Source organism: Streptomyces sp. NPDC047072, assembly GCF_040643855.1.
Taxonomy (GTDB): domain Bacteria; phylum Actinomycetota; class Actinomycetes; order Streptomycetales; family Streptomycetaceae; genus Streptomyces.
On record NZ_JBEYVC010000019.1, the window covers coordinates 33175 to 51905 of the forward strand.

The window sequence follows — 18731 nt, forward strand, 5'->3', positions numbered from 1 at the left end:
CCTCATCGCGTGCGCTGCTCCCGACGGCTACTGGGGCGGAGCGGAACCGTTCGCACGACAGTCCAGCAGTAGGCCCGTGGTGTTCCGGTGGTCTGGCGAAGCTCGACGAGGTCCACGCTGGTGATCTCGAGATCCACGGGCGCAAGCGCGCGCAGACGCGCCACGCTGTCGATCACAGGACTGGCGGGGCGACGACGGTTGTTGTACTGAATGCCGAGGTGAGGTCGGAAGGCGGTCGTGGCTCCGCCGCCGGGTACGCCGGCTCGGCGGCCGAGGGCGTGCAGGGCAGCATGCAGCCGGACAAGCGGAGTCCAGGGGGAGAGGCTGAAGCGCACCGCGCCCCGTGATCCGGCGAGGGGGTGTGCGAGAAGCCGGAACTGTTCCAACGGCAGGTGCTCGGACAGCTCGGCGAGGTGTTGCACTTGGTCCTTCGTGACGTTCGCGGTGTCTCCGATCCGGGGCATGGTCACGTGGAGCCCGTCGCCAGGCACGGGGTCCATGCCCAGATGCGCGAGTTCCATCTGACAGTGCCGGGTCTGGTTGAGCAGGGCCGGGGCATCAGGGAACGTAAGCATCCAGTAGTACGCGCGGCGACCAATTGGCCATCCAGGCCGGGACCAGTGATCGTCAAGCCAGTCTATGGAGGTGAACGCCTTCCAGTCGTGTTCGGTGATCGTCCGGGAATTGTCGAGGTCAGCCGGAGGCGCGGGTGGAAACGCCTGGGGGTCGGCCAACAGCTGCGGCGTCACGGGCCTGTCTCCTCACTGGCGCACTGTGCCGCAGCCCGGCCCCATACCGCGGGCCGTAGAGACGCTGCGTACGGGGCCCCTCCGCACAGTTCGTGGGGATCGGGCAGGTTACGACGGTCCACGCCCGGGGCGGGACCATGGCGCCCCCACTCAATGAGCGCTCCATGTCGCCATGTGATCGCCGCTGCGGAGAGTGTTCAAGCGGAAGGTGAGCTGCTCCACGGCTACTCCGTCGCCTTTGTCGGTGCGTCGTATGAATGAGCCTAGGGTGTGCAGGTCCCGTATCCGGGTGAGGACGGAGAGTCCCGACCACTGCGCTGGGTCGTACCCGTAAGCGTGGGCGAACGCCGTGAGCTCCTGCTGGGTGCGTCCAAAGCGGACGCCCTGGAAGGTGTTCGCGAGGTCGACCTCGCGTGGGCCGAAGGCGGCCTCGTCCCAGTCACCGAGCAGTGCGCTGGTCCCATTCCATAGCGTGTTGCCGGGGTAGGCGTCGCCGTGCACGAGCCCCTCGCCCAGTGGGAATTCCAGGTGGCTGTACGCGTTGAGGGCCATGGCTACGGCGTCCTGAAGCCAGCTCCGGTCGCTGCTGGAGAGCGCGGTGCTCTGTTGCACGGTCCTTTGAAGCGTGGCAAGGGGCTGGTAGGGAGGCAGTTTGACGGGGGGCTGCGGCAGGGCATGAAGTTGGCGGAGGAGCGCGCCGAGATGCTCGGGCGACGGGGGCGGTCCGTCTGGCTGGGGGTAGTGAGTCCAGAGGGTGATCGTGTAGGGCGGGCATTCGATCGGTTGCGGGACGTTGATCGTCTCGGGCACGGCGAGGCCCTGGCCGGCGAGCCAGCGCGTCAGAGCTACGGATCTGGCCACGGCCTCGCGCTGGTCCCGGGGGCTGACACGGGCGACGATGCCGTCTTGGGGGAGAAGGTAGACAGAGGTGGCGTGGCGCCGCAGCGGAGTTAGGCCGCGGGCGGACAGCCCGAGGGTGCGGCACGCGTCTCGGATGGCGTCTTCTTGGGCTGCGTAGGTCGTGGTCATCACAACGAAGGTATCCGGCTTCCGGCGTCGATGACGCGGTAGCTCCTGGCGAGGTCGGCAAGCTCGCGGACGTCGCGATTTCCGGCGAAGGCGGGCTGCTGCAGGAGCGCGGCGACGCGGTCCATGGCCTTGCCGAGTTGCTGGATGCGCAGCTCCGGTGGGAGGACGAGGATCTGCCGCAGACGCTCGGCCGCGCCGGCAAGGTCTCCCTGGGCGAGCTTGGCGGTGGCGATGTCGATGACGGCCAGGGCCTCGTCGCCGTACGAGCGTTCCTCGGGCAGGCCGGTGACGTACCGCTCGACGGCTGCAGTGGCGTGTCGCTCGGCATCGGCGTGCTCGCCGAGGAGGGCAAAGGTGCCGCCGAGGTAGTACTCCTGCTTGGCGACCGGGAAGCTGAGCAGGCCGCCGAACTGTTCGACCTCGTCCTTCTCGGGTGTCTCCTCGCGCGCGCGATGCAGTCGCTCGACGGCCGCGAGCGCGCGGGCGCGGTCGCCGAGGCGGGCGGCGGTGCGGGCTTCGATGGCAGCGATGCGGATGCGGGATTCGCCGGCGGGGGCGAGGGCGGCGGCGTGTTCGGTGAGCTTGAGCGCCATGCGGCTCTGCGGGGACCACTCGTTGATCAGTGCGCTGGTTCCCCGCGTCCAGGCACGGAGACCGGTGTGATCGGCTTGCTCGGCGCAGGTCCATGCGGTGCGTACCTGAGCCATGGCGGAGCGGGTGTCTCCGAGGTTCTGGGAGGCGTGGGACAGCAATAGGCAGGTCGTGCCCGCCAGAAGGAACAGTTCCCTAGTCTGCTGGGGGCGCTGCCGCCCTGTGAGGAGGGTGAAGACCTGGTCGCGAACATGGAGGAGGTCGCCGAAAAGCGGTAGGAGCGGTGCATGTACGTAGTCTGTGGCGATGCGCGAGATCTCGAACGAGAGGTGTTCGAGGGTGTCGTCGGTAACGTTGCTGGGGATGACGGACTCGGCGAACTCCAGCGATGCGACGGCCGCCTGGACGGACAAAGCGCGCAGATCGTGGTCGTCATGAGACGTGCCTGTGGCGCCCTCCAAATGGAGTCGCACGGCTTCCGGCGGCGCGCCGAGTGCGTCGGGGGAGCCGACGGCCTGGTTGATGTCTTCGGGGATGCCTGGCAACAGGGGTGACCGAGAAGTCTCCTGCTGAGGGTCGGTGGCGAGGCTGGTGTCGGCCTTTGGGGGTGGGGCGAACAGCCGGACGACGGGCTGTTGGAAGAGGTGTTCGAGGATCCGGCGGGTGTCTTTCTGGGGCATGCTCTTGATGTCGCCGGACATCCATCGGTCGAAGGTGCGCCGGGAGACGGTGACGTCGGCGAGTCGTCGCTCGCCGGTCTCGGCGGCCAGCTCCCGTGCGGCTGTGGTGAAGTGCGCGCCGAAGGTCTGGACGGTGGTCCAGCCCTTTTCCTGAACGAGCTGACGGAAGAGCGTCATCGTCTTGACCTGCATCGCACGCGCCTTTCTGTCGAGCCGCAGTCAGCCTTGCTGGTCGAACGTCAGCAGCGGAACGTCGTAGAGGCTTGCCAGCCGCGGTCGTGTGAGAGATGGAGCGGCGATCTCGACAACAAGCAACTCCGTGGCCCTGACGAGATGACTCGTACACCCATCGGCGGAGGTGGGGTCGACGGCTAAGACAGACTCCCGGTCTCGGCGTAAGTGCGTGGCGCGCATAGGTGTCCTCACTGGTTTCTCCGGTCCGTCTCGGGCCCGGGCCGTACGCAGCCGTAGAGGCTCTGAGTACGGGCTTATCGTCGCGGCGGGATCGGTCAGGTCACGGCGGTCCAAACCCAGGGGCGGGGGCCATTGCGTCCGAGAAGGCAGTCCAGGCGGTGCCGAGCCTCCGGTCCGAACCGAGGGTGGTCGTTGGCATGCTGGAGCGCGTACGTCGTCATACGCAACTCTCGTATGTCACGCATGGTCGGAAATCCGGGCCATTCCATGACGTCGAACCCGTACGCCGCGGTGTACTGCTGGTACTCCTGACGGCTGACTCCTCCGACCGAGCTGATCTTCACCGCAGTCGACACCAGGTCCCATTCGGGAGGGCCGACAGAGCAGCGCTCGAGGTCAAGGAGATAGGCGGTGCCATCCTCCGAGACCGCGGTGTTGCCGATCCAGGCGTCTCCATGGACGACGCAGCGCGGCAGGCCCGCCGGCAGGAGACTCCATGCGGAGCGTAGTTCTCGGACACGCTCGTGCAGCCAGCCTCGCTCCCCCTCCGAGGGAAGCTCGGCTGCGTCGATGCGCTCAGTCAGTCGCACGAACGGGTCGAGGTGGCCGACAGGGAAGTCGGGGAGAGGCAGGCTGTGGAGCTTCTTGAGTAGCCGGACAACGTCAAGCACCGTGCCGAAGCGGTGCGCCGGAAGTTCGTGCCAGAAGGTGACGGCGCGACCGTCCACGCTGACGGGCTGATCGACTCCTTCCAGAGGCCGGACGGCATGAAGGCCGTTCTCGGCGAGCCAGCGCGCCATCGCCACTTCGCGCGCCGCCGCAGCGAACTGCCCAGGCTTCGTGATCCGCGCGATCACTCCGCCGGGCAGTCTCCACGTCTCGTTCTCAGCTATCCGGATGGGGTCGGCCGGGGCGGTGGGAAGTCCTGCGGCTGCCGATGCCCGTGCGAGTACGGTCATGCCGGCACCGTAGCGAGGATTCGTTCGCACAAGGATTCGGTATCGGAGCTCCTGAGATGGGGTACTGCCGTCTGGACGAGCTCGTGCATGTCCGCGGCCGCTCGCCGGGAGGTAAGGTGCCCGACTTCGTCGAGGGCGGCGTGGCCGATCAGGGTCGCCTCCTCTGGGTCCCCGGTCAGCATGGTCAGGGAGGCGAGCTTGGTCCGGGAGATCGCTCGGGAGCGCACGTATGCCTCAGTGTGGTGATCAACTGCGTACTGCAGCCGGCGCGCGGCGCGCTCCGGTACGAAACCGGACCGCGCAAGGTCGTACAGGGCGTGACCGGTGTCGCCCTGGTGCTGGGCCTCGTCGTAGTAACGCATCCACAGAGGATCGTTCTGAGGGCTGGCATGTTCGAAGCACTCGTCGGCGAGGCCGATGGCGCGGAGTGTCTGTTGCACGTCACCCATCTTCGCGAACGCGCGGGCGCGGGCGGCATGCAGCATGGCTTGCTCGGTGGCTGTGAGGCGGTCCGAGCGCGCGAGCCCGACCTCCGCGTACGTCAGGCCGAGGTCGGGGTCACCAGTCCAGATCTCTTGGCGAGCCCTCATTGAGTAGGTCTTGGCACGAAGATGCCAGTCGCCCGCTTCTTCTGCGCACGCAGTCGCTAAAGCGAATGCGCGGCGGGCATCAGTGTGATGGTAGGCGTCAAATCCGCTTGTGCCGACCACAACGGCGAGCCATGCGACCGTGGAGAACAGGGGCGCCCTCAACAACTCCGGGCAGGGACACTGCAGGCTGGCCGCTGCCCACTCCAGCTCGGCGGCGGCGACACGCCGGACGAACCCGCCGCCGCCATCGCGGTGGTCCCACGCCGATAGCCGGGTAGCGGCATCTGCGAGTTGGTCGATGTGCTTGGGGGCAATGGCCTTGGGAAGGTCACCGAGCTCCACAGGCGAGGCCAGATCCACGAGAGCAGTCGTGGATAGGGCGGCGACACTACTGATGGCGAGGAACTGGCGACGGTTCACGGGCTCAGTCCTGTCTTCGGAGGGACACGGCTCCTCCAGGATGCGCGGCTGAACAGGTCGCCCCCGCAGGGCCGAGGCCGTTCTGCCGGTGATAGCCAACAGATTCCCGATCCCGTCCGGATTCATTACCGGGGGCGGCGCCGATGCGGCTCCAGCAGCCGGGTTGATCGTGGTGTTCGGGGGTGGGGCGAACAGCCGGACGACGGGCTGTTGGAAGAGGTGTTCGAGGATCCGGCGGGTGTCTTTCTGGGGCATGCTCTTGATGTCGCCGGACATCCATCGGTCGAAGGTGCGCCGGGAGACGGTGACGTCGGCGAGTCGTCGCTCGCCGGTCTCGGCGGCCAGCTCCCGTGCGGCTGTGGTGAAGTGCGCGCCGAAGGTCTGGACGGTGGTCCAGCCCTTTTCCTGAACGAGCTGACGGAAGAGCGTCATCGTCTTGACCTGCATCGCACGCGCCTTTCTGTCGAGCCGCAGTCAGCCTTGCTGGTCGAACGTCAGCAGCGGAACGTCGTAGAGGCTTGCCAGCCGCGGTCGTGTGAGAGTTGGAGCGGCGATCTCGACAACAAGCAACTCCGCGATGAACTGCACCTCGGCCGCGAGGAGATGACTCGTACGCCCATCGGCCGAGGATTCCTTCAGGCCGGCCGACACGTGGATGTGGGGGGCCAGCCGGTCGCGCTCGGTGTCCCAGGCGAGAGTGCCGCCACCGAGCGCCTCAAGGGTCTGGACCTCGACCGCGTCCCAGAGAGGAGCCTCCGGGTTGTCCATAGCCCCGCACATTCCCACCAACCGGGCGTGGCGGAATCCGCCGATGAAGGTCGGGATGTAGCCAGAGCGAACCTCGTTCTCGGCGCAGAACTTCTCCAAGGAGTCGAAGAAGTCCTCACCGTGATCGATGGCGAGGACGAACTCGCGTCCTCGGGTGATCTTCGTGGAACGCATGAAGAATCCTCTGGATGCGTAGTCAGCAGTACGGGGCGAAGGCGTGCTCGATGGCTGTTCGGTCGGAGCCGCACCGCAGGTCGGCCAGGAGTGGAAGTTGCGCGCTGAGGGGGCTGAGCCCGCTGCTGCGGACATGTCGGGTGCCGGACTGAAGAGGTCCGCGCAGGAGAACTCGAAGAGGTGCTCCAGTACACGGGCCGCATCGTGCTGTGGCCGCCTGCACCAGTCCCCGGCGAACCACCGGTCGAAAGTACGGCGACCTACCGTGACCTCAGCGGTTCTTGGTGAGTTGCTCTTCAGGGCCAGCTCACGCGCTGCCTGTTCAAAGTGCTCGCAGAACACGACCCAGTTGTCCCATCGGCGTTCTTCCAGCAGAACGCGGAGCAACGTGGGACGGGCGAGCATCTCAGACCTTCCTGGGGGGTGAAGGCAGGGGAGCGTGCATCCGGCAAGTGAGCTGGGTCACCACGTAACTATGCTCGTTACTCTGTGGTGTTGGCAAGCCTCACTCTGCAACCTGCATAGTTCGGGCTGCAGTCTGTTCGCCTCACGGGTGCCGTGGCACACTTCAGCGAACGACCGCTGCTGGCCGAAGAGGAGAGGGAACCGGCGTGAGCGAACCGAGGTCGGCCCCAACCGTGCTGGCCATCGTCCTAGGCCGGCGTCTGGCCGCACTGCGCGAGGCGGCCGGCTTCACCGCCGTGCAGGCTGCCAAGCAGTTGCGGATCGCGCAGACGACGGTCACCAGGATGGAGAAGGCCGAGACCTCTCTGAAGTACGCCACCGTCAAGACGCTCCTCGAAGTCTACGGAGTCCCCCAAGACGAAATCCAAGAATTCCTCGCCCTCCTTGACCAAGCGACTACGCCTGGCTGGTGGCAGACCTTCCGCGACGTCCTCCCGGGCTGGTTTGGCGTGCACGTATCGCTGGAGACAGCTGCGACCGAGCTCCGCGGCTACGAGCCTGGAGTCATCCCTGGCTTGCTCCAGACGCCCGACTACGCACGTGCCGTCATGGAGCGAGGACTCCCTCGTATGTCGCCCGATGCTCTTGAACGAAGTGTTGACCTGCGCATCAAGCGCCAGGAAATCCTCACTCGCAAGGACCCGGTGCCTCCCCAACTCTGGGTCATCACGGACGAGACGAGCTTGCGGCGCCCTGCTGGTAGCGCGGTCGTCATGCGCGAGCAGATCGAGCATCTCTTGGACGTGGCTGACCTCCCGAACGTGTCACTGCAGGTGTGTCCCTTCGAGGCTGGGCTCCACCCGGGCGCCTTCGGGCCTTTCACTATCTTTCGATTCGAGATTCCAGAGCTCCCCGATATCATCTGCACCGACAGTCTGAGCCGCGCCGGATACAGCGAGGAGAAGGAAGAAGTCGCTCTATTCCGCGAAGCGCTGTCCCAGATGAGCGTTTACGCATTCTCAAAGCATGAAACCAAGTCATTTCTTGGTGATATTCGCAAGGAGTTGTACCTATGAGTCACGTTCTCCGCGCCGCCACGGAGCTTGGAGCCGAACAGTGGGTGAAGCCTTGGAGCGGTAGCAACGCTGGCAACTGCGTTGAGGCGAAGCCTCTCGGCGATGGGCGTGTGGCGCTACGCCAGTCGACCGACCCTGATGGGCCCGCACTGATCTACAAGCAGGGCGAGATCGCGGCCTTCATCATCGGGGCCAAGGCCGGAGAAGCCGACTTCCTCCTCTCCTGAGGCCTGCATCGCCCGCAATCCCGACGCTGCAATCCGACACGCGAAAGGCGCGCAGAATAACGATGACGTTAAAGCCCATTGACACCAGTCGGCCCCACCCGGCCCGCATGTACGACTACTACCTCGGCGGCAAGGACAGTTACCCGGTCGATGAGGAAGCCGCCGAGCGGGTCATATCGTTCCTGCCGGCTATCAGGATCGCCGCTCGCACCAACAGGAGCTTCATGAACCGGGCCGCCCGGCTCCTGGCCGATCGCGGCGTGAATCAGTTCCTCGACATCGGAACCGGTATCCCGACTGAGCCTAACCTCCACCAGGTCGTCCAAGCAGTCAACCCGCAATCACGCGTGGTCTATGCCGATAATGACCCCATCGTTCTCCGCCACGCAGAGGCTCTCCTGCGGAGCACGCCCGAGGGAGCGACGAAGTACATCGAGGCGGACGTCCGCGAGCCCGAGAAGATCATCGAAGGGGCCAAGGAGATCCTCAACTTCGAGGAGCCTGTCGCCCTCTCACTCGTGGCACTCCTGCACTTCGTCTCCGACGAGTACGGGCCCTACGATCTTGTCAACGAGCTCTTGGCCCCGCTCCCCTCCGGTAGCTTCCTCATGCTCTCGCACGTGACGGGAGACTTCGATGCTGCTGGCTGGGACAAGGCCGTCGAGATCTACCGCAAGAGCGGCGTGCCCGCCCAAGTACGTTCGCGAGACGAATTCGCCCGATTCTTCGCGGGACTCGACCTGATCGACCCTGGCGTCCAGATCGTCACCAACTGGCATCCAGAGCCCGATCAGGAGTTCGCCGACGAACAGGTTCCCCTCTACGTCGGCGTCGCGCAGAAGCCGTAGAGCGCTGCCGATGGACATGGTCAACACGCGGGCGGGGGGCGGGCGGTGCTGGACCGTGATCGGAAGCGCTTCGTAGCGCACCGGGTTTGGGAGCTCGGGAAGCAGGGACTGGTTCCGAGCGAGCGGCGCGCTGATTCTGGAGCCGAATGACGCGGCCGGCCAGGCCACAGAGTACGTGCCGGGCTTTCCTCTGCCGCAGCTGACGTAGGGCGAGCAGACGGTCGGGGCTGGCTGGGCACGCGACTGAAGCCGGGGTGGCGATTTCAGGAACGCGCGCATTCCATCGCGGTGTTCTGTGTCTTCGGGTGCGTGGGTACTTTCCGCGCGATGACTTCTCCGGATTCTTCGCCCCTGAGCCGCTCGGCCAGTCCCGGGATTTTCTGTGACTTGCGTTCCATCGCGTACATGGTGCTGATGCCAGGTGAATCGATTCTTCGGATGAGGGTGAACTGCTGCGTTTGGTAGTACGCGGCTAGGGCGGGAGAGGTGCAGTCCTGGCGGACGTAGGCGATGTTCTGGTGTGCGGCGTGGTCAACGGCCCAGTCGGAGATGAGGGCGCCGAGCTTGCGGTGGCGTTCGGCTGGGTCGGTCACGGTGGCGGTGAGGTAGTAGGCGGGATCCTCGGCCTCGCTTCCGGTCCAGCCCCAGGGCGCGCCGACGGTCAGGATCGTCGTGCATCCAAGTATGCGGTCGTTGTTCTCGGTGAGGACCCACATGTCGCCGTAGCGGCCGGAGCATGTTGCGGCCAGTTCGTGTACGTGCTCTCCCCAGCAGCGCCAATTCGGCAGCTTCCGCGCCTTCATCCAGTCCGCGCGCGCCTGGATCATCGCCGCGAGGGCGCCGCGGTCCTCGGGCGTGGCTGGTCGCATCGTGAGCATGCGATCTGCTCCTGTGGGTGCTCGTCCGTTGGCGGTCGGATGAGTGGGTGTGCCGGGCGGGACCTTAGAGGCTTTACAGCGCGGCGAACGAAAATTTTGACGTGCTGTTATCGAAGTCGCGGGCGTCCCGGGCCGGTGTGTGTCGGTATGCGGCGAAGAAAGCGCTGACGGCGAGTGAGGTACTGCCGGACCGTCAGCTGGTCCGGTCTGCGCGGAGGTTCGCTGATGCGCGCCGCCGTCGGGCGGAGGGATGTGCTGGGCGGAGACTGGGGTCTCCGCCGGTCATGCTGCGGAGGGCAGTGGGTGCTTGAGGGCGGCGGCAAGGTGCGGGGCGAGGAGCCCGGCCTGGGCGATCCCTGCTGGCCCAGGGTGTGCGTCGAGGGCGCGGATGGAGGCGGAGCCGACGATGACGGCGTCGGCGAAGGAGCCGATCATCGTTGCTTGCGCTGGGTGGATCCGCCGATGCTGACGCCGACCGGGACCTTCCCGCCACGCCCGACGTCGTCCCGGATGATGCGTTGGCCCCGATCTAACAGGTCTGCGCGCAGCACCGCCGCGAGGATCCTCCCGCAGTTGGAGCAGACCGCGTGGATCGCGCAGCAGGCAGGTCAGGATGTCTGCGCCCCTGCGGGCGTGGGGTCCAGGGAGTCGAGGAGCTGGCCGAAGGTGATCTTCTCGTCGTCGTAGTCGAAGGTCATGGCGGCGGCGAGGGCCTCCCACCGTCCCGTGCTTCGCCCGCAGTGGTACAGCAGGATCTTCAGGGCGACTTCGGGTTCGTGGCGGGCGAGGACCTCGTCGGCGGGGATCTGGCGCAGGTGCTCCAAGGTGCGGTAGCGGGATTTCACGACGGCGCGGTAGACCTCGGAGCGGGAGAGGAACTCGCCAGTGGCGGGGGAGTCGAGCCAGGACTGCAGGACGGCCGCGGGGTCGGGGTGCTTGCCGAGTTCGTCGTCGTCCACCAGCCGCACCACACCGTCGTCCTCGTCTTCGGGCACCGGGACGGCGGCCGCCGTGGCCAGGAACCAGTCGGGGCCGCCGGCCTTCTCGGCGATCCAGGCCAGCTCGGCGGGGTGCAGCCCGTTCAGGACGTCCGCGACGGCGGCGCGCGGGATGTGCGGGTTCGCGGCGAGGGTGGCCAGGGCCTGGACCCGGCGGTGCTCTGAGTGGCGTTCCAGGAGCCGCGCCGGGCGGTCGTGGTCTGGATCGGCGTTGTCGAGGACGCGGATCAGGGTCCGGCTCGGCTTGGGGGAGACGACGGCCGGCTGATCCAGCCGGCCGAGGTGGGCGCAGGCCCCGGCGAGGTGGTCGGGGTTGGCGCTGAGGAGGGCCAGGTCATCGGCGAGGCGCAGGACGCGGCCGTCGAACTCGTGGTCGCCCTTCTGCTTGTCGGACCAGGTGAGCAGCTGGCCGCGGGTGACGAGAGCGTCGGCGGCCGCGTGCAACTGGCCGGCGGCGAGGTCGGCCAGGCGCGGGTTGCTGCGGACGCGGTTCGCGAGGTGGTGCAGGGTCCGGCGGGCGGTCACCCGCGGGTTGGGCAGGTCAGCCAGTTCGGGCAGGCACAAGGCCGGAAGGCAGGCGAGCAGCAGGTCCTCGCTGAGAGCGGGAGCCGGGTCAGCGGAGAGTTCTTCGCTGTCCGGGTCGGCGGCGTCGAGCCGGGCGTCCTCGAGGGCCTGCGTCTCGGCCTGGTCCAGCAGGAGGTGTTGGACAGCCGACCCGAGCGCGGGGTGCGCGGCGAGCTGCGCCCACCGCTGGGGACACCGGGCCAGCATCGCCCAGCCAGCTCGGCCGCCCAGCTCCAGCGACCAGTCCTTCGAGAATGCGGACACGGCCTCCCAGCCCTCCTCGGGCTCCGGGTGGAGCAGGTACGCGGCGAGCGGGGTGAGGCAGGCTTCCAGGACGGCGTCGAACAGTTCCTGCGGAACAGGTGGGGCCGGCGGGGTCTCTTTGGTGCGGGTGTAGCGGTCGGGATCCCAGTCCCGGACGACCTGCTCCACTTCGTGGTCTGGGAGGCGGGGCAGGAGGGCGATCGCTGCTTCGACCTGGTCGGGGTGCCGTGCGAGAGCGGAGATCAGTCCGGGCCAGACGCGGCGGTGGCGCAGGATGGCGGGCAGGTCGGCGGTGGTCACGGTGCCGTCGGCGGCCAGGGCGGCCAGCGTCTTCTCGTCGGCGTGCACCAGGAGCTGGCCGCGCATCCGCTTGGCAGAGGTCCGGGCCAGCAGCGCGGGCAGCGCGGCTTTGAGGGCAGTCTCCCGCCACCGGTCCGCCTGGGCGTCGAAGCCGTCCCGATTCGTCGCCGGGGCGCACAGGGCGCCGATCACCGTCTTGAGGGCTTCCTTGGGGAGGTCCTCGCTCATCGCGAGGTCCCGCCACAGCGGGTACGTACGGGCGTTGACCATCCCCCAGATCCCCTCCCCTGCCTGACCCGGTGTCACCACCCGGTCGCCATCCGTAGAAACGACCGTACGGCGCACCAGGGCCCGCGTGGGCACGATCAACGAAGTCGCCTCGCCGCGACGCGCTGAACCGGGGCCCCTGCTCGGTCGGCTCACTCTCTCTCGCGGCGCGAGGCTGCAGGAGGCCATTCCCGCGCGTCCCGTGATGATGCCGAAGTCGCCCGTGCAGCTTCTCACGAAACAGCACATGTCCCACTCTTCGCGAACGGCTTCCTGCGCTGCGCGGACTCACCCGGACAGACGCTCTGTGCTGCGTGATCCGAGAACAGCAGGCCCACCTCGATCACGTCCGCGGAGGCGGAAAGGAGGCGGAGGGCATCCACGCTCTGGTCGAGGGTGGGCTATCCGGCCGGCAGGTAGGCGGCGAGGGTCGCGCGGGACTGAGCGCGTGCGGCGGCAAGGGCCTCGGACAGCCGGGACGGGCGGAGCGCGGAAGAGGACATGGCAGTCCTTCATCAAAGAGGCCGGTGAGGAGAGCCGGCCTGGCATGGGCCGACTGCCGGCGCGGGTCAGCCGAGGAGGCGCCCGGGGAAGGGCGGCGCGAGCGGCGTGAACCGGCGCTGTGGGTGACGCCGCTCACGGCGGCCCGGTGTCAGAAGGGCCGGGCCGCCGTGGCGTCGTCCCGTGCCGTACGGGGTGACGGCCGGGAGCTGGGGGAAGGCGGCCGTGCGCTGTTGCGCGAGCCCGGCCTTCGGTCTGGGCTGGCGGGTGGAGGGCTCAGTCGAGCTGCATGGGGATGGGGATGTAGTCGCGCGACACCCAGCCGGTCTCGTTCTTGTGGACGCCGGAAAGGGCTTTTACGTAGCCCCAGTTGCCCTTGTAGCAGGCGTAGTAGATGCGGGTGTTCTTCGCCAGCTGGCCCTTGGCCGTGCCGCCGGGACCGGTGCGGAACTTGACCGTCGCGTCGACGTAGGTGTTCAGCTTCGCCGCATGCGTGCAGGCCTTGGAGGTCGTCGTCGCGCTGGCAGTGGACGCCGTGGCGACGGCGCCGCCGAGGAGCAGTGCGCCGGCGGAGGCCACGGTGGTGACGCGGCGGGTGAGGGTGCTCATGTATCTCTTCCTGGTGTCGTCTGCCGACTTCACTCACCCCGCCCTGTCACAGGCCGGTCCGCAGCGCCGTGAATTGGCGACGGTGTTGGGGCGAGGAACACGAGGCAGGACTTTCAGTGGTCTGCTTCTGTTCAGAGTCGATCTTCTGCCCGGAAGATCAGAGGTGCCAGGTCCAGTTTCTTCCGTGAGGTGCCCTTCCTGAATTCTTCTTTCAGAAAGCGGAATCTCAGGAGGCGTCATTGCCGGAAATGCGCTCTCCGGTATCTGGGGTGTGTTCAGCCGGCCGCGACGGAGACAGCGAGGGCGCCGATGACGAGGAACGGGCCGAAGGCGAGCTGCGCGCGGCGGTCGCGGCCGGCGGCCAGCAGCGCGGCCGCGCAGACGGCGCCGAGGAGGAAGCCCGCGACGGTGCCCCACCACAGGCTCGTCCAGCTGTGCCAGCCCAGCAGCGCGCCGGTCGCCGGTGCGAGCTTCACGTCGCCCAGGCCCATTCCGGCGAACAGCGCCAGGAGGAGGAATACGGCGGTGACGGTTGCGGCACAGGCTGCCGCGCGGCCGAGACTTCCCGGTTCGCCGGCGAGGGCGGCCGCCGTGAGCAGCAGCAGAGTTCCGGCGCAGGCGGGCAGGGTGAGGACGTCGGGAAGACGCTGGACGGCCAGGTCGATCAAGGCGAGGGCGACGCCGCACGCTGCGAGCCAGAACTGTGCGGCGGCGTACCAGCCAGCTGCACCGCCCGCGGCCACTGCGGCGAACGCGACGGCCGTCGCCGCTTCCACCGAGAGCACGGGAGGCCCGACATGCTCCCGGCACGCCGGACAGCGCCCCGACGCCGGCAGCAGGGACAGCCGCCGGGAGGAGGGACGGCCGAGGAAGACGGTTTCGCAGTGCGGGCACGACGTACGGAAGGAGGCGGGCGCGGGGACCGACCGGGCGAACACCAGCGGTCGGGCCGCGGCGCCTGCGAGCGCGCCGAGGACCCCGGCCAAGGCGACGCTGAGGGCGGACACGTGGGCGGACTCCTTGGATGCGGCCCGGACTCACCTCGCGTGGTCCGTCGGCTTCGACCCTACTCGGCGTCCGGCGAGGCGATCAGCGACGGATCGGCGTTCCCGCTCGCGGCGCCGGGTGTTGTTCACCCGCGGACGTCGCCGGGGGCCATGTCGCCGCGAAGGCGCAGGTAGCGGACCGGATGCCGGTAGCGTCCCCGGTCCACCGCGGTGTCGGCCACGACTTCGGCGACGAGCTCGGGCACGACGGTCTGGAACACCAGCGGCTCGGAAGTGCCCCATCCGGCGGAGAACCGGCGTCCCTGCCAGGGGTGCTCCGGCCCCGCCGGGCGCAGGACGGCGCCCAGCTCGGCCGCCGCGGCGCGCGGCAGCAGCGTGGAGCGGGCGATCATGGCGAGACATCCCGCGGCATCGAGGCGGCCGAGAAGGAGGCTGGTGGGCGAGCGCGGGGTGCCGGTGACCGCACCGATGATCGCCTCTGTCGTCGTCCGGGCTTTCAGCTTCGACCACCCGCGCTGGCCCGGTTCATACGCCGCGCCCGGATCCTTGATCATCACTCCTTCCACCCCGACAGTCCCCCAGGCCGGGGCCAGCCAGGCACGGGCGGCGTCCGGGTCGGCGGTCTGCGGGCACAGTGTCCACGACACCGGCAGCCGGCGGGCCGCGAAGAGTTCCTCGAGCGCGGCCCTGCGCCGGCGCAGGGGTTCCTGTATCAGGAGGGCGTCGGCCACCTCCAGGAGGTCGAACACGACCAGTTGGGCCGGCTGCGCCCGGGCGGCGTGTTCTGCGGCGGCCCCCCGGCGGCGGGCCCGTTGCTGAAGCGCCGCGAAGTCGAGCCGGCCGGCGTTCTCCACCACCAGTTCGGCGTCGAAGACCGCTTCGGTGCCGAGCGCGGCCGCGGCGCGGGCGAGCTCCGGGAACGCTCCGGTCAGGTCGGCGCCGCGCCGGGACTGGAGGTGGGGCGTCGGCCGGGCGAAGACGATGGTCCGGTACCCGTCCACCTTGGGCTCGAACAGCGCCGTCCGCCCGCCCGCCGGGGGCAGCGCGGTGACGGAGCGGGCCAGCATCGGCTCCAGGGGCGGGGACAGGCGCACCCTCTCACTCCTACGCGATCCCGTCGCTTCTCGCTCTCCCAGCCCGATGTCCAGGCCCTGCCCCGGGCACCGCCCGCCCGCCGGTGCGGCAGGGCGCCGGCCGGACGTAGCGGCCCACGGTGGGGTTGCGGGGCTTCCGGTCGCGTCGCGTCAGAATTCGGTGCGTGTGTCGCTTCTGCCGTCCCCCACGACCACGTGGCCGTCGTACAGGCCCCCGCGCGCCAGGCGACGCCACGGCCGGGCCAGGCGACGGGCCACATCGATGTCGGAGTCCTGCGTGTCCAGGTCGATGTCGGCGATCGCGAGGCCGGGCCGACTGTCAGCGGGACAGCTCTCAAGCCGTCGTCCCCCGGGCGCGATGATCGTGGCGGGGGCGCTCGCCCCGAACTGAGCGGGCACGGAATAGCCCACCCAGTAGCTGTAGAGGGTCGCGTACGCCTGCGCGACGACCGCCCGCGCGGCGTCGTCGACCATCACGGAGACCAGCAGGCAGTCCACATCCAGCTGCTCGTACTCCTGGAAGACCTCCGGGAAGTTGACCTCGATGCACAGCGCGGCGCCGAAACGGATGCCGTCGACCTCGAAGACGAGAGGCGTGGTGCCGGGGGTGTACATGTACGAGACCTCGGTGTTCGACAGGTACCGCTTGTCGTAGCGGTCGACGAGCCGCCCTTCGTCCGAAACGATGTACAGGCTGTTGTGCGGGCGGTGCGGGGGCGTCAGGGGATGCGGTGCGCCGAACGCCACCCACAGGCCGAGGTCACCCGCCAGATCGGCGATGGACTGTGCTTCGGCGCGTACGACGTCCCAGACGACCCGGTTCCAGTCCGAGGCGGCGAGTGTTCCGTGCGGACCGGACGAGAGAACGTGCTTGCTGGGATAGGTGATCGCGCCTTCCGGGAACTGAACCAGCCGCGCGCCGGCGGTACTCGCCTGGCGCATCAGCCGGCGGATCTCATTCCCGCTCGCCCGCAGGTTCTGCGAGTCGGTGGGGTCTTCCGGGACCGTGCTCTGCGCGACGGCCAGCCGTAATGTCCTACTCATCGGGGCACGATAGGGCACCTGCCCGGTCACAGGGTCCGATCCCGGACACCGCCATGAGGGCCCGCCGCGACCTCGGCGTCCGGCGTCACCCTGGGCACGGAAGGGCGAGCGACCGAGGGTGTACGGCGGTCACGCCGCCGAAGGCACGGCCGGCGGACGGGCATGGCCCTCGACCAGAAGACCGAATACGTGGCTGTCGCGCGCCCCGGGCACGGATGGGCACCGCCGGAAGCGGGCGGCTACCGCCCAGCAGGGTTCCCCTGCGAGCTCGGGTGGTGGAGCGTGAGGAACAGGCGCAAAACGTCTCATATAGTGACACAATTTCCATTGTGGGCAGGTGGGAAGGGTGGATCTGGACGCTGTCGCCGATGAGCTGTACGCACTGCCGCCGGGTGACTTCACGGCGGCCCGCGATCAGCGTGCGAAGGACGCCCGCGCCGCCGGGAACCGTGAGCTGGCCGAACAGATCCGCCGGCTGCGCCGTCCTGCCCTGGCGGCGTGGGCCGGCAACCTGCTGGCACGGGAACGGCCGGAAGAAGCCGAGCGGCTGCTGCAGCTCGGCGAGGCGCTCCGCACGGCGCACCGGGACATGGACGGCGAACAGCTGCGGGAGCTGTCGGCCCAGCAGCACCGGCTCACCTTCGCCCTGGCCCGTCAGGCCGGCGAGCTGGCGGCCCAGGCCGGGCAGCGCATCAGCGACGACGTCCGGCAGGAAGTCCAGAACACCCTGCACGCGGTGCTCGCCGACCCCGCGGCGGCCGAACAATGGGCCAGGGGACGCCTGACCAAGCCGCTGAGCGCCCCGGTCGGTTTCCCCGCCACCTCCCAACAGCCTGATTCGGCCCCCGCTGCCCGGCGCGCCGCCCGGTCCCCGGGTGAGGTGGCCGACCTGGATTCCGTTCGCGAGCGGCGCCGTGAACAGCAGGAGCGCCTGGAGCGGGCCCGGCAGCAGGCCGCGGATGCCGAGGGGCAGCTGCACGAACGGGAAGGCGAACTGGCCGCGGCTCAGGAATCGCAGCGCCGGGCGGAAGGAGAACAGCAGCAGGCCGAGCAGCAGGTCACCGATCTGTCCCGGCAGCTGGAGGACGCCCAACGCGCACAGGAGCAAGCCCGGCAGACCGCCCGGAAGGCCGGCGACAAGACACAGGCCGCCGACCGGGCCGTGCGCGAGGCCCGCCGCCGGGCCGAGGACGCGGCCGCCCACGCCCGCAAGCTCGCCGACCGGGTGCACCACCCGGTGTGACATGGAGAAAGGCCAGGGATGAGCGATGGCGCGACCGATCTGGAGCGGGGTGCTGACCTTCGGCCTGGTCACCCTTCCCGTACAGCTGTTCACCGCGACGCAAGACCACACGGTCCGCTTCCACCAGCTGCAGCGCGGCACCTCCGACCGTGTCCGCTACCAGCGGGTGAACGAGCGGACGGGCAAGGAAGTCGACTACGACGACATCGTCAAGGGCTACGACCTGGGCGGCGGCGACTATGTGATCGTCGAACCGGACGAACTGGACGAGATCGCCCCGGGCAGGTCCCAGGTCGTCGAGATCACCGGCTTCGTCGACCTCGACGACGTCCAGCCCGTCTACTTCGACCGCACCTACTACCTCGCCCCCAAGGGCAAGGAGTACACCAAGATCTACGAGCTGCTGCGCACCGCACTGGAGAAGGAGAACAAGACCGGCATCGCCACCTTCGTGATGCGCGGCAAGCAGTACCTCCTGGCCCTGCGGGCGCAGGACCGGGTGCTCGTCCTGCACACGCTGCACTGGGCCGACGAGGTCCGAGACCCCGGCCAGGAGCTGGAGGCACTGCCCCGGCACGGGAGTGCCCAGGGCAAGGAACTGGAGACCGCCCGACAGCTGATCGGCGCCCTCACCACCGACTGGAACCCCAAGGACTACCACGACACGCACGAGGAACGAGTGAAGGAACTGGTCGACGCGAAGGCCAAGGGCAAGGAGATCGTCACCGAACAGGCCGCGCCCGAGGCCACTGAGGTCATCGACCTTATGGAGGCCCTCCAGCGCAGCGTCGAACAGTCCAAGGGCCACAAGCGCACCTCCGCCGCCCCAGCCCGCACCCGGCGGCCCGCGCCCGGCAAGCCGAAAAACGACAGACGGAAGAAGACGCCAGGCGCGGCAGCAGCGCGGCTCGAGCAGCTGACCAAGGGCGAGCTGTATCAGCAGGCCACCAGCCTGGACATCGCGGGCCGGTCCAAGATGAACCGGGAACAGCTCATCCGGTCCGTCGCGAAGGCGGCCTCCTGACGAGCCGC

General features: G+C 68.5%; 18 protein-coding genes. 5 read left to right on the forward strand and 13 right to left on the reverse strand.

The features are described from left to right. Positions 1 to 2: 2 nt before the first annotated feature. The 6 genes from ABZ896_RS11390 to ABZ896_RS11415 all read right to left on the reverse strand — a co-directional run bounded on the left by ABZ896_RS11390 (position 3) and on the right by ABZ896_RS11415 (position 6779). Entirely contained in the window at positions 3 to 749 is a 747-nt protein-coding gene (locus ABZ896_RS11390; protein ID WP_360925587.1) for a 2'-5' RNA ligase family protein, read from the reverse strand. Positions 750 to 899: 150 nt separating this feature from the next. Continuing rightward, entirely contained in the window at positions 900 to 1778 is an 879-nt protein-coding gene (locus ABZ896_RS11395; RefSeq protein WP_360925590.1) for an aminoglycoside phosphotransferase family protein, read from the reverse strand. Then, the gene (locus tag ABZ896_RS11400; protein WP_360925592.1) at positions 1778 to 3241 is read right to left on the reverse strand and encodes an XRE family transcriptional regulator; all 1464 of its coding nucleotides are present in this window, start codon (positions 3239 to 3241) and stop codon (positions 1778 to 1780) included. Before ABZ896_RS11400 ends, ABZ896_RS11395 begins: the two co-directional genes overlap by 1 nt. Before the next feature lie 317 nt (positions 3242 to 3558). Then, positions 3559 to 4422 carry an aminoglycoside phosphotransferase family protein gene (locus ABZ896_RS11405; RefSeq protein WP_360925595.1) on the reverse strand — a complete coding sequence of 288 codons (864 nt, stop codon included), beginning with the start codon at positions 4420 to 4422 and terminating at the stop codon, positions 3559 to 3561. Then, a complete protein-coding gene (locus ABZ896_RS11410) occupies positions 4419 to 5879 on the reverse strand; it encodes an XRE family transcriptional regulator (protein WP_360925598.1) in 1461 nt (486 codons plus the stop codon). The genes ABZ896_RS11405 and ABZ896_RS11410 overlap by 4 nt, the downstream gene beginning before the upstream one ends. Before the next feature lie 27 nt (positions 5880 to 5906). Beyond that, positions 5907 to 6779 carry a PPC domain-containing DNA-binding protein gene (locus ABZ896_RS11415; protein WP_360925601.1) on the reverse strand — a complete coding sequence of 291 codons (873 nt, stop codon included), beginning with the start codon at positions 6777 to 6779 and terminating at the stop codon, positions 5907 to 5909. 206 nt (positions 6780 to 6985) lie between these two features. Between ABZ896_RS11415 and ABZ896_RS11420 the strand changes: the two genes are divergently transcribed. The 3 genes from ABZ896_RS11420 to ABZ896_RS11430 all read left to right on the forward strand — a co-directional run bounded on the left by ABZ896_RS11420 (position 6986) and on the right by ABZ896_RS11430 (position 8930). Continuing rightward, entirely contained in the window at positions 6986 to 7855 is an 870-nt protein-coding gene (locus ABZ896_RS11420; RefSeq protein WP_360925603.1) for a helix-turn-helix transcriptional regulator, read from the forward strand. Beyond that, positions 7852 to 8082, forward strand: coding sequence for a DUF397 domain-containing protein (locus ABZ896_RS11425; protein ID WP_360925606.1), 231 nt, complete (start codon positions 7852 to 7854; stop codon positions 8080 to 8082). Before ABZ896_RS11420 ends, ABZ896_RS11425 begins: the two co-directional genes overlap by 4 nt. 62 nt (positions 8083 to 8144) lie before the next feature. After that, positions 8145 to 8930 carry an SAM-dependent methyltransferase gene (locus tag ABZ896_RS11430; protein ID WP_360925608.1) on the forward strand — a complete coding sequence of 262 codons (786 nt, stop codon included), beginning with the start codon at positions 8145 to 8147 and terminating at the stop codon, positions 8928 to 8930. A 263-nt stretch (positions 8931 to 9193) separates the two neighbouring features. Here the strand turns inward: ABZ896_RS11430 and ABZ896_RS11435 are convergent, their stop codons facing one another. The 7 genes from ABZ896_RS11435 to ABZ896_RS11465 all read right to left on the reverse strand — a co-directional run bounded on the left by ABZ896_RS11435 (position 9194) and on the right by ABZ896_RS11465 (position 16456). Beyond that, positions 9194 to 9808, reverse strand: coding sequence for a GNAT family N-acetyltransferase (locus ABZ896_RS11435; protein ID WP_360925611.1), 615 nt, complete (start codon positions 9806 to 9808; stop codon positions 9194 to 9196). Positions 9809 to 10090: 282 nt separating this feature from the next. Next, positions 10091 to 10243 (reverse strand): hypothetical protein, encoded by a 153-nt coding sequence (locus tag ABZ896_RS11440; RefSeq protein ID WP_360925614.1) that lies wholly within the window; start codon positions 10241 to 10243, stop codon positions 10091 to 10093. A gap of 173 nt (positions 10244 to 10416) precedes the next feature. Beyond that, positions 10417 to 12297 (reverse strand): hypothetical protein, encoded by a 1881-nt coding sequence (locus tag ABZ896_RS11445; protein WP_360925779.1) that lies wholly within the window; start codon positions 12295 to 12297, stop codon positions 10417 to 10419. 681 nt (positions 12298 to 12978) lie between these two features. Further along, positions 12979 to 13311, reverse strand: coding sequence for an SH3 domain-containing protein (locus ABZ896_RS11450; protein ID WP_360925617.1), 333 nt, complete (start codon positions 13309 to 13311; stop codon positions 12979 to 12981). A gap of 275 nt (positions 13312 to 13586) precedes the next feature. Next, on the reverse strand, positions 13587 to 14318 hold the full coding sequence (locus tag ABZ896_RS11455) for an A24 family peptidase (protein WP_360925620.1): 732 nt from the start codon (positions 14316 to 14318) through the stop codon (positions 13587 to 13589). 125 nt (positions 14319 to 14443) lie between these two features. After that, positions 14444 to 15412 (reverse strand): ATP-dependent DNA ligase, encoded by a 969-nt coding sequence (locus ABZ896_RS11460; protein ID WP_360925623.1) that lies wholly within the window; start codon positions 15410 to 15412, stop codon positions 14444 to 14446. A gap of 150 nt (positions 15413 to 15562) precedes the next feature. Then, complete coding sequence (locus ABZ896_RS11465) at positions 15563 to 16456, reverse strand: carbon-nitrogen hydrolase family protein (protein ID WP_360925626.1); 894 nt, start codon at positions 16454 to 16456, stop codon at positions 15563 to 15565. A 346-nt stretch (positions 16457 to 16802) separates the two neighbouring features. On the opposite strand from ABZ896_RS11465, the gene ABZ896_RS11470 reads away from it, so the two are divergent. Both ABZ896_RS11470 and ABZ896_RS11475 read left to right on the forward strand, forming a co-directional pair. Then, positions 16803 to 17699: a hypothetical protein gene (locus ABZ896_RS11470; protein ID WP_360925629.1), complete on the forward strand. Its 897-nt coding sequence runs from the start codon at positions 16803 to 16805 to the stop codon at positions 17697 to 17699. A gap of 25 nt (positions 17700 to 17724) precedes the next feature. Then, positions 17725 to 18723, forward strand: coding sequence for a Ku protein (locus ABZ896_RS11475; protein WP_360925631.1), 999 nt, complete (start codon positions 17725 to 17727; stop codon positions 18721 to 18723). Positions 18724 to 18731 lie beyond the last annotated feature (8 nt).

What these genes read in the sequence shown, in the direction of transcription:
- ABZ896_RS11395 (WP_360925590.1), bottom strand. Translation starts at nt 1,778, where the DNA reads ATGACCACGACCTACGCAGCCCAAGAAGACGCCATCCGAGACGCGTGC.
- ABZ896_RS11400 (WP_360925592.1), bottom strand. Translation starts at nt 3,241, where the DNA reads ATGCAGGTCAAGACGATGACGCTCTTCCGTCAGCTCGTTCAGGAAAAG.
- ABZ896_RS11405 (WP_360925595.1), bottom strand. Translation starts at nt 4,422, where the DNA reads ATGACCGTACTCGCACGGGCATCGGCAGCCGCAGGACTTCCCACCGCC.
- ABZ896_RS11410 (WP_360925598.1), bottom strand. Translation starts at nt 5,879, where the DNA reads ATGCAGGTCAAGACGATGACGCTCTTCCGTCAGCTCGTTCAGGAAAAG.
- ABZ896_RS11415 (WP_360925601.1), bottom strand. Translation starts at nt 6,779, where the DNA reads ATGCTCGCCCGTCCCACGTTGCTCCGCGTTCTGCTGGAAGAACGCCGA.
- ABZ896_RS11425 (WP_360925606.1), top strand. Translation starts at nt 7,852, where the DNA reads ATGAGTCACGTTCTCCGCGCCGCCACGGAGCTTGGAGCCGAACAGTGG.
- ABZ896_RS11430 (WP_360925608.1), top strand. Translation starts at nt 8,145, where the DNA reads ATGACGTTAAAGCCCATTGACACCAGTCGGCCCCACCCGGCCCGCATG.
- ABZ896_RS11435 (WP_360925611.1), bottom strand. Translation starts at nt 9,808, where the DNA reads ATGCTCACGATGCGACCAGCCACGCCCGAGGACCGCGGCGCCCTCGCG.
- ABZ896_RS11440 (WP_360925614.1), bottom strand. Translation starts at nt 10,243, where the DNA reads ATGATCGGCTCCTTCGCCGACGCCGTCATCGTCGGCTCCGCCTCCATC.
- ABZ896_RS11450 (WP_360925617.1), bottom strand. Translation starts at nt 13,311, where the DNA reads ATGAGCACCCTCACCCGCCGCGTCACCACCGTGGCCTCCGCCGGCGCA.
- ABZ896_RS11465 (WP_360925626.1), bottom strand. Translation starts at nt 16,456, where the DNA reads ATGAGTAGGACATTACGGCTGGCCGTCGCGCAGAGCACGGTCCCGGAA.
- ABZ896_RS11475 (WP_360925631.1), top strand. Translation starts at nt 17,725, where the DNA reads ATGGCGCGACCGATCTGGAGCGGGGTGCTGACCTTCGGCCTGGTCACC.